This is a genomic window from Sphingomonas adhaesiva (assembly GCF_036946125.1).
GTDB classification, from domain to species: domain Bacteria; phylum Pseudomonadota; class Alphaproteobacteria; order Sphingomonadales; family Sphingomonadaceae; genus Sphingomonas; species Sphingomonas adhaesiva_A.
This window is the reverse complement of sequence record NZ_JAQIJT010000001.1, coordinates 1,089,952-1,103,693: the sequence shown is the minus strand read 5'-3', so window position 1 is coordinate 1,103,693 and position 13,742 is coordinate 1,089,952. Positions and strand designations below refer to the sequence as shown.

The following is a 13,742-nucleotide window of genomic DNA, read 5'->3' as shown; positions in this document are numbered from 1 at the left end:
CGACCCGGGACTTGTGTTGTCACCCCGGACTTGTTCCGGGGTCCAGGGTTCCGGCAGGACGACGAAAGAGGATGACATGACACGGCTGTTCGTCTTCGGCCTCGGCTATGCCGCCGGCGCGATCGCCGACGCCGCGGGCGACGCGGTGCTGGCGACGACACGCGACGGGCGCGGCGGCACGATCCGCTTCGACGACGCGGATGCGGTGCGCGCCGGCGTGGCGGCGGCGACGCATGTGCTGTCCTCCGTCCCCCCGGACGAAGGGGCGGGCGATCCCGTACTGGCGCGCTACGGCGACCTGCTGGCGGGGCGGTGGCTCGGCTATCTGTCCTCCACCGGCGTGTACGGCGATACCGGCGGCGCATGGGTGGACGAAAGCGCCCCCGCCGACCGCGGCCGGCGCCCCGCGCGCAATGCGGCGGACGCGGCCTGGCTGGTGCTGGGCGCGCGCGTGTTCCGGCTGCCGGGCATCTACGGCCCCGCGCGATCCGCGCTGGACCGCGTGGCGGAGGGCAAGGCGAACCGCACCGGGGTGGCGGGGCAGGTGTTCAGCCGCGTCCATGTCGTCGATATCGCCAGCGGGGTGGTGGCGGGGTTCGACGCGCCGCCGGGCGCCTACAATCTCTCCGACGACCTGCCCGCGCCGCAGGACGCGGTGATCGAGCATGCCGCACGCCTGCTCGGCGTCGCGGCGCCCGATATCGTGCCGCTCACCGCGCTCAGCCCCGCCGCGCGCGCGTTCCATGCGGAGAACCGCCGCGTCGCCAATGGCAAGGCGAAGCGGGTGCTCGGCTGGCGCCCGCGCTACCCCGATTATCTCGCCGGCCTGCGCGCGCTGAGCGCCACGACCAGCCCGACCCCCGCCAGCGCCGCGCCGCCGATCGCCAGCGGCGACCAGCGATAGCCCTCCAGCAGCGTCGACAGCAGCATCGCGATCACCGGCACGATCACGCCGTTATACGCCGCCTTCGCCGGCCCGATCGCGCGGATCACGCGAAAATAGAGCGTGAAGGCGAGGCTGGAGGCGACGATGCCCAGGTACAGCACCCCCGCGATATAGGACGGGCGCGGGTCGAACACCGGCGGCCCGGTCGTGATCCACGCCCAGGCGCCGTCGAGCGCCGCGCCGATCAGCATCGCGGTAGCCAGCGTCGGCACCATCGGATAGCGGGTCGCGGTCTTCGTCGCCTGCATGATATTGGCCGACGACGCCGAGACGATCGCACACAGGGTGAGCGCGATCCCGATCAGCGTGCGATCCGCCGCGGTGGGATCGGCGCGCGCCTCCTGCACGAACAGCAGCCCCGCGCCCGCCATCGCGATCGCCGATCCGATCGCCAGCTGCCGCCCCAGCCGCTGACCCAGGAAGATGCGCGCCATCAGCGCATTGGGGATCAGCAGCAGCGCGAAGACGACCGCCACCAGCCCGGAGGTGATATATTGCTCCGCGCGGTAGACGAAGTTGAAGTTGAGCACGAACTGGAACAGCCCGAGCAGCGCCGCGAACCGCCAGAACGCGGCATCGCGCGTCACCACCTCGCGCCGTGTCCATGTCACCGCCTGCAACACGACGCCCGCGACGACGAAGCGATAGCAGACCGACCAGCTCGGCGGCACCACGCCCAGCTGGTGGCGGATGACGATCCACGTCGATCCCCAGATCATGACGACCGTGAAGAACGGGATCAGCACCGCCGCCCGGGTGCTGTTGGGGCGATCCTGCATCCCGGTCAAAGCGCCGCGATGGCGTCGGCCAGCGGGCGGATGACGTCCTCGCGCTGGTTCCAGCTGATGACCAGCCGCGCCTCGCCCGGCCCCCAGTCGTAGAAATCGAACCCCTTCGCCCGCAGCGCCGCGGCCTCCTGCGGGGTGACGCGCAGGAACACCTCGTTCGCCTCGACGCCGTGGACCAGCCGCCCGCCCGCCGCCTGCGCCAGCATCGCCGCGCCCGCGTTGCTGGCACGTGCGCAGTCGAGCCACACGTCGTCGTCGAGCATCGCGAACAGCTGCGCGGCGAGATAGCGCCCCTTCGACAGCAGCAGCCCGGCGCGCTTGCGGCGGAACAGCGTGTCCTCGGCGAGTTCGGGACGGAAGAACACGAGCGCCTCCGCGTTCATCCCCCCGTTCTTGACGAAGCCGAAGCTGAGCGCATCGACGCCCGCGCGCCACGTCAGGTCCGCGGGATGCGCGCCGGTCGCCGCCACGGCATTCGCGAACCGCGCGCCGTCGAGGTGGAAGCCGAGCCCGCGAGCCTTCGCGACGTCGCCGATCGCGGCGGTTTCGTCGGGGGTGTACACGCGGCCATATTCGGTCGCGTTGGTGATCGAGATCGCGTGCGGGCGCTGCTGGTGCACGTCGTAGCGCGCGAGGCCGAGCACCGCCTCCGCCGTGCCCGGCGTCATCTTCGCGCCATCGCCGTCGGCCAGCATCAGCTTGGCGCCGTGGGTGTAGAATTCGGGCGCGCCGCATTCGTCGTTCTGGATATGCGCGTCGCGGTGGCACACGACCGCGCCGTGCGGCGGGCACAAGGCGGCGAGCGCGAGGCAGTTGGCGGCGGTGCCGCTGGGCACCCAGAGCGCGCGGACGGGCGTGTCGAACAGGTCGGAGAAGCGCTCGTCCAGCCGCTTCGACCAGCGGTCGCCGTCATAGGCGGTGTCGAGTTCGTCGGCGGCGGCCATGGCGCGCAGCACCGCGGGATGGACCGGGGCGGCATTGTCGGAAAAGAAGCGCATCACCGCGCTGTCGGACAGGGCGCGCGGCAGGTCAATATCGCTGACGTTGTCGGCGAGCAGGTGGATCCAGCCTGACATCGCCGAGGCAGATCGTCCTGCTGATCGTCACCCCGGGCTTGACCCGGGGTCCCGCTTCTTCCGCCACGTCGCCCAAGAACAGCGGGACCCCGGGTCAAGCCCGGGGTGACGAAGAAACGCTTCGATCCGCATCCTATTTCGTCGCGTTGCCGACCGGCTCGTCCGCCGGGGTGGGCAGGTCGGTATCCCGCAGCTCGCGCGCGCGTTCGCGCTCGTCGCTGGTCACGCTGCCGTCGTGGTTGGCGTCCTGCGCGTCGAAGCGCGCCAGCATCCACGTGCTCCATTCCTCGTTGGAGATCGCGCCGTTGCGATCGCGATCGATCTCGTCGAAGCGCGCCTGCAACCTCTTGGGCAGTTCGTTGCGCGTCAGCTTGTCGTCCTGATTGACGTCCAGCCGGCGGAAGCGGCGCTCCACCACCCCGCCGAAGTCGAGCCGCGACATCACGAACGGCGGCACGTAATTGGCCAGCACCTCGTCGTTCGCCTGCGCCGTCTCCGGCTCGCCGCGCGAGCAGGCGGCCAGCGCCAGCGCGCTCACCGCCACCATCATCATTCTCATGCCCGTGCGGCCCCTTGCTCAAGCTTCCAGTTCGACGTCCCAGTAGAGCCAGTCGCGCCACGTGGCATGCAGATAATTCGGCGGGAAGCGGCGGCCGTGCTCCTGCAGCTGCCAGCTGGTCGGGCGGATCGGCTCGATCGGCAGCGGCATCGCCGCCTGCCGCGGGGTGCGCCCGCCCTTCCTCAGGTTGCACGGCGCGCAGGCGGTGACGACATTCTCCCACGTCGTCCGCCCGCCCTGCGCGCGCGGAATGACATGGTCGAACGTCAGCTCGCGCGCCGCGCTGCCGCAATATTGGCAGGCGAAGGTATCGCGCAGGAACAGGTTGAACCGCGTGAAGGCCGGGAATTGCGACGGCTTCACGAACTGCTTCAGCGCGATGACCGAGGGCAGTTGCATCGTGCGCGTCGGGCTGCGCACCTCGCGCTCGTAATGCGCGACGATGTCGACGCGGTCGAGGAACACAGCCTTCACCGCGGTCTGCCACGGCCAGATGCTCAGGGGATAATAGGACAACGGCGTGTAATCGGCGTTCAGCACCAGGGTCGGACAGCTGTCCGGGTGCCGGATCAGGTCGGGATGGAACACGTGTCGACGTCCCCCTCTCTTTCCGCTCTTGCGCACGCCGCCTGTCGCGCAGCGGCGTGACGGCATGATGACAGCTGGGGTGATGGGGTCAAGGCTTCGAGGGGAAGGGGCTTGGGGGGTTCGGACTGGCGGCGGCGGGGCGAGTGTGGCAGCAGGGAAGCAGCTATGTCGCCCTCACCCTTCCCACCGCCTGCGGCGGCGGGCTCCTTCCCTCTCCTGGCGGGAGAGGGAAGGAGCGGCGGAGCCGCGGAAGGGTGAGGGCGACGACCTCTGAATCCTGGAACCATCATGTCGACCCACTCCGCCCGCCTCGCCGCCCTCCGCGACCAGCTGTCGCGCGACCGGCTCGACGGCTTCGTCGTCCCCCTCACCGACGAGCATATGAGCGAGTATGTCGGCGCCTATGCGCAGCGGCTCGCCTGGCTGACCGGGTTCCAGGGGTCCGCCGGCACCGCCGTCGTCCTGCCGCAGGAGGCAGCGATCTTCACCGACGGCCGCTACACGATCCAGGTCCGCGAGCAGGTGTCCGCCGACGACTGGCAGTTCGTCGGCGTCCCCGACACCAGCGTCGCCGCCTGGCTGGGCGAGCATGCCGCGGACGGCGCGCGGATCGGCTACGACCCCTGGCTCCACACCCGCGCCTGGGTCGAGGAGGCGCGCGCCGCGCTGGCGACGGTCGGGGCGACGCTGGTCGCGGTCGACGGCAATCCGGTCGACGCGATCTGGCCCGACCGCCCCGCCCCCTCCGACGCGGCGCTGACCGTCCAGCCCGACGCCGTCGCCGGCCGCTCGTCCGCCAGCAAGCGCGCCGAGGTCGCCGACTGGCTGGGCGAGGTCGGCGCGGATGCCGCGGTCGTCGCCGCGCTCGATTCGATCGCCTGGCTGCTCAACGTCCGCGGCGCGGACGTGTCGCGCACCCCGGTCGCGCTCGCTTATACGATCGTCCATGCCGACGGCACCGCCGACCTGTTCGTCGCGCCCGAGAAGATGACGCCGCAGGTCGCCGAGCATCTGGGCAACGCCGTGCGCGTCCACGACCGCGCCGCCTTCGCCCCCGCGCTGTCGCAGCTGGCGGGCAAGCGCGTCGCGATCGACCCCGGCTTCGCCGTGTCGGCGATCTTCGATGCGGTGGAGCGGGCCGGCGGCACCGCGCTGGCATTGCGCGATCCGATCGTGCTGGCGAAGGCGACCAAGAACCCGGTCGAGATCGCGGGCCACCGCGCCGCCTCGATCCGCGACGGCGCCGCGCTGTCGCGCTTCCTGCGCTGGATCGCGGACGAGGCGCCCAAGGGGGGACAGACCGAGCTGTCCGCCGCCGCGCGCCTCCACGCCTTCCGCCAGGAGACGGGGGTGCTCAGGGACCTGAGCTTCGACGCCATCTCCGCCACCGGCCCGCACGGCGCGATCCCGCATTACCACGTCACCGACGAATCGAGCCTGCCGATCGAGCCGGGCCAGCTGTATCTGATCGATTCGGGCGGCCAGTATCAGGACGGCACCACCGACGTGACCCGCGTCGTCCCGATCGGCACGCCGACCGCGGAGATGCGCGACCGCTTCACCCGCGTGCTCAAGGGGCATATCGCGCTCGCCACCGCGGTCTTCCCGCGCGGCACCTGCGGCGCACAGCTCGACGCGCTCGCCCGCGCGCCGCTGTGGCAGGCCGGGCTCGATTTCGCGCACGGCACCGGCCACGGCGTCGGCAGCTTCCTGTCGGTCCACGAAGGCCCGGCGCGGATCGCCAAGCCCACGTACGGCGGCCCCGCCCCGTTCGAGCCGCTGCTGCCCGGCATGATCCTCTCCAACGAGCCGGGCTATTACAAGGCGGGCGAGTACGGCATCCGGATCGAGAACCTGCTGCTGGTGGTCGAGCGGGCGATCGACCGCGGCGAGGCGGTGATGCTGGCGTTCGAGACGCTGACGCTGGCGCCGATCGACCGCGACCTGATCGAGGCCGCCCTATTGACGGACGACGAGCTGTCGTGGCTCAATGCCTATCACGCCCGGGTGGCCGCGGAACTGGCACCGGCGCTGGGCGCGGAGGACGCAGCATGGCTCGCATCAAGGTGTTCGCCCGTCGCACGCTGATCCTGGCCGGATTCGCCGGGCTGATGGGGGCCGCGTCGCTCGGCACCTGGGCCGGGATCGCCGCCGCCTTCAGCCTGGGCCATTATGCGGCGTCCGCCCCGTAGCGGACGCCCGATCGTCCGCTGCGACGCGGGCGCCCTCCCGGCTCTGCGCTTTACGGCGCTTCAGGTTCTCGCGCAGTTGCGCCGCCAGTCGTTCGGCGCGTTCGTCCCGGTCGCTCATGGTTTTTCGACGCTAATACGCGCGATCCGCCTTGACAATCGCCCCGCCCTCGTCTCTTAGGCCCGCTCCCGCCGCGAAGGTGGTGAGTGCTGCCGTAGCTCAGTGGTAGAGCGCATCCTTGGTAAGGCTGAGGTCGTGAGTTCAATCCTCACCGGCAGCACCATTTTTCGTCTCCCGCCGTCGATGCGGGGCATCCCCGCCCGGTAACTTTCCCCGCCTGCCGCGTTGTGCGTGGCGAAGGGATCCTCGCCGCATGTCCACCGCCGTCGCCGCCGATCGCACCAAGGCACGCGCCGACGCCCGCGTGGTCGTGTGGTACGATTCCGCGTGCCCGCTGTGCCGCCGCGAGATCGCGCTGATGCGGCGGCTGGATCGTCGCGGGCGGATCGACGTCGTCGATGCGACGACGGGCGCCTGCCCGATCGATCGCGCGCAGATGCTGGCGCGGTTCCATGCGCGCGAGGGGGACGGCCCGCTGCTGTCGGGCGCCGCCGCCTTCGCCGCGATGTGGCGGGCGATCCCGCCGTTGCGCCCGCTGGGGCTGCTGGCACGGCATCGGCCGGTGCTGGCGGTGCTGGAGCGCGCCTATGTCGCCTTCCTGCGTATCCGCCCCCGGTTGCGGCGCTGGCTGACGGAGAAGACCGCATGAGGCCGTACCCCGATACCCCCGCACCCGGCCAGGAAAGCGTCTGGGACTATCCCCGCCCGGCGATCGCGGAACCCAGCGAGCGCCACGTCCGCATCCGCCACCGCGGGCTGACCGTCGCCGACACCCGCGCCGCGGTGCGCACGCTGGAGACCAGCCATCCGCCCAGCTGGTACATTCCGCCCGCCGACGTCGACGCGGGGCTGCTGCGCCGCTCGGATCGCCGCTCCTTTTGCGAGTGGAAGGGGGAGGCGACCTATTGGCACCTCGTCATCGACGGCCGGGAATGGCGCGACGTGGCATGGAGCTATGCCAGCCCCACCCCCGCCTTCGCGGTGCTGCGCGATCACCTCGCCTTCTACGCCGCGCCGCTCGACGAATGCACCGTCGACGGCGAGCGCGTGCGCGCGCAGCCCGGCGGCTTCTACGGCGGATGGATCACCGCCGACCTTGCGGGGCCGTTCAAGGGCGTGCCCGGCAGCATGGGCTGGTGACGGTGACCGAGTCGATCGCCGCGTTGCAGGAGCGGATGGAGGCGGCCGCGCGCGCGCTCGATTTCGAGGAGGCGTCGCGGCTGCGCGACCGGATCACGCTGATGCGCGGCGGCGCCAGCGCGGCGGCCGCCTCCGCCGCGGACACCGAAGGGCTGGTGCGCCAGCGGCCTGGCGCGATGGGGCTGGGCACCAGCCAGCAGCGCGTCGCGCCGCCGCCCGGCTGGACGCCGCCGCCGCGCCCCGATCCGATGACGAAGGGACGCGGCACGCGCCGCCGGTGAACCGCACCATCGCTACAACAGCGCACGCACCCGCTGCGCCAGCGTGATCGGATCGAACGGCTTGACGATCACCCCCGCCGCGCCGCGCGCGCGGTAGAAGTCGATGTCGGCCTGCCGCCCGCGCGCGGTCATGAAGATCACCGGCGTCGCCGCGGTGGGGGGCAGCCGGCGCAGCCGCTCCAGCAGCGCCGGCCCGTCCATCCCCGGCATCATCACGTCCAGCACCACCGCATCGGGGCGAAAGCCCGCCGCGACCGCGGTCAGCGCCTCCTCGCCGGAGGCGGCGGCGCGCAAGGCGATGTCGGGGTCGAGCGACAGCGCCATCGTCACCACCGTGCGGATATCGTCGTCGTCGTCGACGTACAGCAGCACGAGCCGCTTCATGCCGGCCCTCCTTTCTCCCCGTACAGCAGACGGCGGACCGTCGCCTTCAGCCGGGGCAGCGTGTCGCCGCCCTTCATCACCACCGCGTCCACCTGCGCCGCGACAGCAGGGGGCACGTCCTGCGCCGAATAGATGATCGTCGGGATGGCGGCGCGGCCGTCGCGCGCGGGCAGCGGCAGCAGGTCGGGGCCCAGCCCCACCGCCAGCTTCACATCCAGGATCGCGAGATCGGGCGTGATCCGCGCCAGGAGCGCGCGCGCCGCGGCCAGATCGGTCGCGGCCGTGACCCGCACCTCCGGCTCCAGCGCGGCGGCGACCACCGCCAGCAGGTCGCGGTCGTCGTCGAGGTGGAGGACGACCCGCCGCGCCGCCGGGCCGCATGACAGGGCCGCGCGCAAGGCGCGGACGGTGTCGGCGGGCTCCGCGCCGGCCACGACCACCGGCACCGCCGCCGTCGTCCAGTCGCCCGCCGGGGCGAAGGCGGCGCCCAGCAACAGCGCGCTGTAGCGGTGGCGCACCATCGCGTCGCACGCCTCCGCGACCGAATGCGCGAGGTCGTAGCCGCATCCCTCCTCCGCCACGAGCGCGACCAGCGCGCGCGCCGCCTCCTCGTCCGCCTCGCAGACGAGGACGGTGGCGCATCCCGGCGCGCCGCGATCGGTGTGCGGCGTCAGCGGCAGCGCGAAGACGAAGCGGGTGCCGCCGCCGGCACGATCCTCGAACCAGATGCTGCCGCCGTGGCGCGCCACGATCTCGCGCGAGATGGCGAGGCCCAGCCCGGTGCCCGTCGCGCCGTCGTCCGGCGTCGCGCGCTCGAACCGGCCGAAGATGCGGTCGCGGAACGCGATCGGGATGCCGGGTCCGCGATCGTCGATCGCGATCGCCGCGCGCCCGTCGTCGACGCTGAGCGTCAGGCCGACGCGCGACCCGGCGGGCGCGGCGCGGATCGCGTTGGACAGCAGGTTGGTCGCGACCTGAAGCAGCCGGTCGGCGTCGCCCGTGACGATCACCGGATCGGGCGGGCGGACGCCGTCGAGCGTCACGTCCGCCGCGCGCGCCAGCCCCTCGCTCCCCTCGCACGCCTCGTCGAGCAGCGCGCACAGGTCGACCGGCGCGCGCGCGATCTCCAGCCGCCCCGACTCGATGCGATCGATGTCGAGCATGTCGTTGATGAGGCGGATCAGCCGGCGGCTGTTGTTCTCCGCGATGTCGATCAGCCGCGCCGCGTCGTCGGGCAGGTCGCCCGCCGCCCCGGCGCGCAGCAGCCCCAGCGATCCGACGACCGAGGTCAGCGGCGTGCGCAGCTCGTGGCTGACGGTGGACATCAGCTCGTCCTTCACCCGTTCGACGCGCTTGCGTTCCGATACGTCGCGCAGCGACAGCACCAGATGCACGCCGCTGGGCAGATGCATGACCCCGATCGCGACATCGACCGTCACCTCGCGCCCGTCGCGGTGGCGGGCGGCGCGATCGGGGAACAGCGCCCGGCGCAACTGGCCGTCGACCAGGCCGATGCGGCGGTGGAAGCTGCCCTGCCCCGGCGCCAGATCGACGACCGTCGCGATGTCGCGCCGCTCCAGCTCCGCCGGGCCGTATCCCAGCATCCGCGTCGCCGCGGCGTTCATGCTCTCCACCGTGCCGCTGGGGTTCAGGATCAGCAGCGCATCCGTGGTGCTGTCCAGCACGGTGGCGTTGCGCTCCGCCGATTCGAAGGCGCGGATCAGCGCGGCGTGGCGCTGCCGCCGCAGCCGCCACATATGCAGCAGCGCCGCCGCGACCAGCGCGATCAGCGCCGCACCCGCCCCCCACAACAAATTCTCCAGCCGATCGCGGTCGCGCAGGTACGCGGCGCGCTGCGCGATGTAGCGGGCCTCGTCGTCGGCGATCATGCGGCCCAGCGCCGCGCGCAGCCGCTGCATCAGCTGCCGCCCGCCGCCCTGCGCCACGACCGCCCCCGCGCCCTCGCGATCGCCGCGGCGAAACAGCGCGATGGTCGAATCGAGCTCGGCGAACTTCGCCGCCACCAGCGGCGCGATCGCCCGGTCCGCCGGATAGGCCGCGATATGACGGGCCGCGGCGTGGCGTGCCGGCTCGTACTGGCCCAGGAACGCCGGGTTGCCGGTCAGCAGATAGCCGCGCTGCGCCGATTCGGCGTCGACCAGCCGCGACAGCAGCGTCAGGCGCGCCGCCCGCCGGTCGGCCGACGTTTCGGCGGCGACGCGGACCAGCTCGGCATGGTCCCATTCCGCGTCGAGCCAGGTGACGAGCGCCAGCAGCAGGAGCGGCACCGCCGCCGCCGCCAGCAGGAACAGGCGCAGCGACGGCGCCCTGACCGGCAACGAAACGCGTTGCCGTCGTGCCGTCATGACTCGGGCGGGGCCGCCGCCACGTCGCCCAGCAACGGCTGCATGGCCAGCATCGCCTGCGCCCGGTTGGCGACCCCCATGCGGCGGAAGATCGCGGACAGATGCGCCTTCACGGTCGCCTCGGTCACGTCCAGCTCGCGGGCGATATGCTTGTTGGACCGGCCATCGGCGAGCGCGATCAGCACGCGGTGCTGCGCGGGCGACAGATTGTCGATCCGCGCGCGCGCCGCCGCGACCGCGGCATGCGGCGCGACATCCGCCGGAAAGGTGACGCGACCGGCATCCACCTCGCGCAGTTTCGCCGCGATCGTGTCGAGCGGCAGGCTCTTGAACAGGAACCCCGCCGCCCCCAGCGCGCGCGCCGCCTCGACCAGCGAGGGATCCTCGTGCGCGGTGACGACGACGATCGGGACGGCGGGATCGTGCATCTGGAGCGCCAGCAGCCCGGAATAGCCGCGCGCGTCGGGCAATTGAAAGTCGAGCAGCACCATGCGGAACCGGCCCCGCGCCTCCGCCTGCGCCACCGCCTCCGCCACGCTTCCCACGGAAACGATCATCGCCCCCGGCATCGCCGCCCGCGCCGCGAGCGACAGCCCCTCGCGCGTCAGCGGATGATCGTCGGCGACCAAGACGTGGCCGCCTATTCTTTCGCTTCGTCCCATTGCCCGGTCGCTTATCCGAACATATTGATCTATATGCATTGTTTCAGGGAAGAACGCAGATGTCGACCCGAAAGGAACATGAAAAAATCTTACAATCTGCCTCGCCGGCGGTGACGGTCGCCGACCCGGACGAGGTCACGCGCGCGGCGATGGCGACGGCCCTCACCCGGTCCGGCTGGGCGGTGACGACCTGCGGGCAGGGGCGCGACGTGCTGCCCCCCGCGGCGCCCTGCCCCGCGCTGATCCTGCTCGACCTGCGCGTGGCCGGGCCCGATGCGCTGGATACGATCGCGGCGATCCGGCGATCGCCGCTGCCCGCGGGCTCCATCCCCGTCGTCGCGCTGACGACGACGCGCCCGACCGGGCTGTCGGTACTGACCGCGCACGGCTTCGACGGCGTCCTGCCGCGTCCCGCCACGCCCGACGATCTCGCCCGCCTGTCCGCCGACTGGCATCCGGGGGAGGAGAACCGCTCGCTCGACCGGCTGGCCGACAGCTTCGGCGCCGCGCAGATCGCCTCGATGGCGGCGCGGCTGCGCGACCTGTTCGCCACCGCGGTCGTCGCGATCGATCGCGGCGAGGTGCGCGACCTGGCGCATCGCATCGCCGGGGTGGCGGGGACGCTGGGGTTCGCCCGCGTCGGGCAGGCGTGGCGCGCGCTGTCGGACGCCGACGGCGGCGACGCCGCGGTACAGGCCGCCGCCCGGCGCGAGGCCCGCCGCGCGATCGCGCTGATCGACCGCCGGCTCGCGCCGGAAAATGGCGCCCTTCCTTCGACTTAGGTCGTAGCGGCAAAAGCTGAACGGGCGCGGGTAAGGTCCCCTTTACCAGCCGGGCGGAGGTTCGTCGTGCCATCGCGAACAGGAACCTCGCTTATGCCACGGACCACCGCCTTCCTGCCACCCGCCGTCCTCGCGCTCGTCAGCGCCGCCCTGGTCGCGGCGCCCGCGTCGGCCGACACCGCCACGGGGACGATCGCGGTCGCGGTCACCGTCACCAACGCCTGCGTCGTCAACGGCGCGCCAACGCCGCAGGCGAGCCTGGGGTCGCTCGGCGACATCACCTTCCCCGACCAGCCCGGCATCTTCGGCAATGTCGACGGCCAGCTGGTGGGGTCGCTGGGCGCGCTGCAGATCCTGTGCTCGCCGGGCGTCGCACCGCAACTGACGATCGGCGCGGGCAGCAACGATGCCGCGGGGAAGCGCCGCATGGCGTCGAGCGGCAACATGCTCGACTATCGCCTGTTCACCGATGCGCAGCGCACCGCGGAGCTGACGATCGGCAGCCGCATTACGCTGGGCACCGCCAGCACCACGCCCTTTTCCGTCCCCATCTACGCGCGCGTCAACAGCGGCGGCGCGGTGATCGCCGCGGGCCGCTACACCGACACGGTGCAGGTCACGCTGAGCTGGTGATGCGGCCCCTCCCGTCCTGCGCCCTGCCCCTTGCGCTGATCGCGGCCCCCGCCGCGGCGGAGACGGCGAAGCCGTTCGAAGTGTCCGCGCGAATCCTGCCCGGCTGCCTGGTGGCGACCGACGCGGGCGGGCGGTGGGGCACGATCGACATGGGGCAGGTGGCGGGCGTGCCCGGCAGCATCGGCGACGCGACATTGGTCTCCACCGCCGGTGCCGGCCTGTCGATCGAGTGCACCCCCGGGCTCGCGGTCAACGTCACCGCCGATACGGGCGACCATCCCGCGTCCGGCGAGCGGCGGCTGCAACGCGGCGGCGGCACCGACACGATACCCTATCGCCTCTTCGCCGATGGGTCGGCGACCCCCTGGGCGGGCAGCGCGCTGCCGCTGTCCTTCGCCACCGGCGGCACCCGGCGGCTGCCGGTCCGCGCGCGCGCCACGCTGACGACGCCCGCGCGGGCCGGCACCTACACCGACACCGTCCGCATCACGCTCACCTGGTAACGCACGGGAACCGACCTGCCATGCGCCTCTTCCTCGCCCTGCTGCTCGCCATGGCCGCGCTGACCCCGGCGGCACGGGCCGCCACCGTCGTGATCTGGCCGGTCGATCCCGTCATCCGCGCGGGCGAACAGAGCACCGCGATGTGGCTGGAGAACAAGGGCAACGAGCCCGTCACCCTGCAGGTTCGCACCTTCGCCTGGTCGCAGGCGGGGGGCGAGGACCGGCTGGACGCGCAACAGGTGGTGGTGGCAAGCCCCCCCATCGCGACCGTCGCCCCCGGCGCGCGCCAGCTGGTCCGCATCATCCGCCGCACGCCCGACCGCGCGCCCGAAAACGCCTATCGCCTGTTGATCGACGAACTGCCCCGCCCGGCACCCGCGGGGCCGGACGGCGCGGTGCAGGCGCGGCTGGCGGTGCAGATGCGCTATTCGATCCCGCTGTTCACCCACGATGCGGCCGTGCCCGGTACGGTGCAGCTCGACGCGCGCATCGTCGCGGGGGCCGGCGGGCGCATGCTGTCGATCCGCAACACCGGCACCGCGCACGCGCGGCTCACCGACCTGCGCCTCGTCACCGGCGCGCGGGAGGTGACGGTCCATGGCGGGCTGGCCGGCTATGTCCTGCCCGGCGCGGTCGCCACCTTCGCGCTGCCGGCGGGCGAGACCGGGCGGATCAAGGTCGGCGTCAACGGCACCGACCGGGTGCTGGACGAGCGCGCCTGACG

The 13,742-nt window shown here is 72.4% G+C and carries 17 protein-coding genes and 1 tRNA gene; 11 read left to right on the top strand and 7 right to left on the bottom strand.

Going from position 1 to position 13,742, the window contains the following annotated elements; genetic code table 11:
* The first annotated feature begins 76 nt into the window (after nucleotides 1-76).
* Nucleotides 77-904 carry an NAD(P)-dependent oxidoreductase gene (locus PGN23_RS05300; protein ID WP_335301788.1) on the top strand — a complete coding sequence of 276 codons (828 nt, stop codon included), beginning with the start codon at nucleotides 77-79 and terminating at the stop codon, nucleotides 902-904.
* On the opposite strand, the gene PGN23_RS05295 is transcribed toward PGN23_RS05300, so the two are convergent.
* The 4 genes from PGN23_RS05295 to PGN23_RS05280 form a co-directional block, all read right to left on the bottom strand.
* The gene (locus PGN23_RS05295; protein WP_335302087.1) at nucleotides 814-1,725 is read right to left on the bottom strand and encodes a DMT family transporter; all 912 of its coding nucleotides are present in this window, start codon (nucleotides 1,723-1,725) and stop codon (nucleotides 814-816) included. The two genes, PGN23_RS05300 and PGN23_RS05295, sit on opposite strands and share 91 nt — an antisense overlap.
* 5 nt (nucleotides 1,726-1,730) lie before the next feature.
* Nucleotides 1,731-2,732 carry a threonine aldolase family protein gene (locus PGN23_RS05290; RefSeq protein WP_335302086.1) on the bottom strand — a complete coding sequence of 334 codons (1,002 nt, stop codon included), beginning with the start codon at nucleotides 2,730-2,732 and terminating at the stop codon, nucleotides 1,731-1,733.
* 211 nt (nucleotides 2,733-2,943) lie between these two features.
* A complete protein-coding gene (locus PGN23_RS05285) occupies nucleotides 2,944-3,363 on the bottom strand; it encodes a hypothetical protein (protein WP_335301787.1) in 420 nt (139 codons plus the stop codon).
* Nucleotides 3,364-3,387: 24 nt separating this feature from the next.
* Nucleotides 3,388-3,957: an HNH endonuclease gene (locus PGN23_RS05280; protein WP_335301786.1), complete on the bottom strand. Its 570-nt coding sequence runs from the start codon at nucleotides 3,955-3,957 to the stop codon at nucleotides 3,388-3,390.
* Between the two features lie 288 nt (nucleotides 3,958-4,245).
* On the opposite strand from PGN23_RS05280, the gene PGN23_RS05275 reads away from it, so the two are divergent.
* The 6 genes from PGN23_RS05275 to PGN23_RS05250 all read left to right on the top strand — a co-directional run bounded on the left by PGN23_RS05275 (nucleotide 4,246) and on the right by PGN23_RS05250 (nucleotide 7,688).
* Complete coding sequence (locus PGN23_RS05275) at nucleotides 4,246-6,045, top strand: aminopeptidase P family protein (protein WP_335301785.1); 1,800 nt, start codon at nucleotides 4,246-4,248, stop codon at nucleotides 6,043-6,045.
* Nucleotides 6,009-6,149: a hypothetical protein gene (locus PGN23_RS05270; protein ID WP_335301784.1), complete on the top strand. Its 141-nt coding sequence runs from the start codon at nucleotides 6,009-6,011 to the stop codon at nucleotides 6,147-6,149. Before PGN23_RS05275 ends, PGN23_RS05270 begins: the two co-directional genes overlap by 37 nt.
* 206 nt (nucleotides 6,150-6,355) lie before the next feature.
* Nucleotides 6,356-6,430: transfer RNA gene (locus PGN23_RS05265), tRNA-Thr, on the top strand.
* Between the two features lie 90 nt (nucleotides 6,431-6,520).
* Nucleotides 6,521-6,916 (top strand): thiol-disulfide oxidoreductase DCC family protein, encoded by a 396-nt coding sequence (locus tag PGN23_RS05260; RefSeq protein ID WP_335301783.1) that lies wholly within the window; start codon nucleotides 6,521-6,523, stop codon nucleotides 6,914-6,916.
* Entirely contained in the window at nucleotides 6,913-7,407 is a 495-nt protein-coding gene (locus PGN23_RS05255) for a DUF427 domain-containing protein (protein WP_335301781.1), read from the top strand. Before PGN23_RS05260 ends, PGN23_RS05255 begins: the two co-directional genes overlap by 4 nt.
* Before the next feature lie 2 nt (nucleotides 7,408-7,409).
* Complete coding sequence (locus PGN23_RS05250; RefSeq protein ID WP_335302085.1) at nucleotides 7,410-7,688, top strand: UvrB/UvrC motif-containing protein; 279 nt, start codon at nucleotides 7,410-7,412, stop codon at nucleotides 7,686-7,688.
* 12 nt (nucleotides 7,689-7,700) lie between these two features.
* On the opposite strand, the gene PGN23_RS05245 is transcribed toward PGN23_RS05250, so the two are convergent.
* From PGN23_RS05245 to PGN23_RS05235, 3 genes are read right to left on the bottom strand one after another with little or no spacing between them, the layout of a single operon-like run.
* On the bottom strand, nucleotides 7,701-8,072 hold the full coding sequence (locus PGN23_RS05245) for a response regulator (RefSeq protein WP_335301779.1): 372 nt from the start codon (nucleotides 8,070-8,072) through the stop codon (nucleotides 7,701-7,703).
* A complete protein-coding gene (locus PGN23_RS05240) occupies nucleotides 8,069-10,411 on the bottom strand; it encodes a sensor histidine kinase (protein ID WP_335301778.1) in 2,343 nt (780 codons plus the stop codon). The genes PGN23_RS05245 and PGN23_RS05240 overlap by 4 nt, the downstream gene beginning before the upstream one ends.
* A gap of 23 nt (nucleotides 10,412-10,434) precedes the next feature.
* Nucleotides 10,435-11,067, bottom strand: coding sequence for a response regulator transcription factor (locus tag PGN23_RS05235; RefSeq protein WP_335301776.1), 633 nt, complete (start codon nucleotides 11,065-11,067; stop codon nucleotides 10,435-10,437).
* Between the two features lie 182 nt (nucleotides 11,068-11,249).
* Between PGN23_RS05235 and PGN23_RS05230 the strand changes: the two genes are divergently transcribed.
* From PGN23_RS05230 to PGN23_RS05215, 4 genes are all read left to right on the top strand, one after another.
* Nucleotides 11,250-11,882, top strand: coding sequence for a response regulator (locus PGN23_RS05230; RefSeq protein WP_335301774.1), 633 nt, complete (start codon nucleotides 11,250-11,252; stop codon nucleotides 11,880-11,882).
* Nucleotides 11,883-11,975: 93 nt separating this feature from the next.
* Nucleotides 11,976-12,515, top strand: coding sequence for a Csu type fimbrial protein (locus PGN23_RS05225; protein WP_335301773.1), 540 nt, complete (start codon nucleotides 11,976-11,978; stop codon nucleotides 12,513-12,515).
* Nucleotides 12,515-13,018, top strand: a complete 504-nt coding sequence (locus tag PGN23_RS05220; RefSeq protein WP_335302084.1) for a Csu type fimbrial protein — start codon at nucleotides 12,515-12,517, stop codon at nucleotides 13,016-13,018. The genes PGN23_RS05225 and PGN23_RS05220 overlap by 1 nt, the downstream gene beginning before the upstream one ends.
* A 20-nt stretch (nucleotides 13,019-13,038) precedes the next feature.
* A complete protein-coding gene (locus PGN23_RS05215; protein WP_335301771.1) occupies nucleotides 13,039-13,740 on the top strand; it encodes a fimbrial biogenesis chaperone in 702 nt (233 codons plus the stop codon).
* Nucleotides 13,741-13,742: the final 2 nt, after the last annotated feature.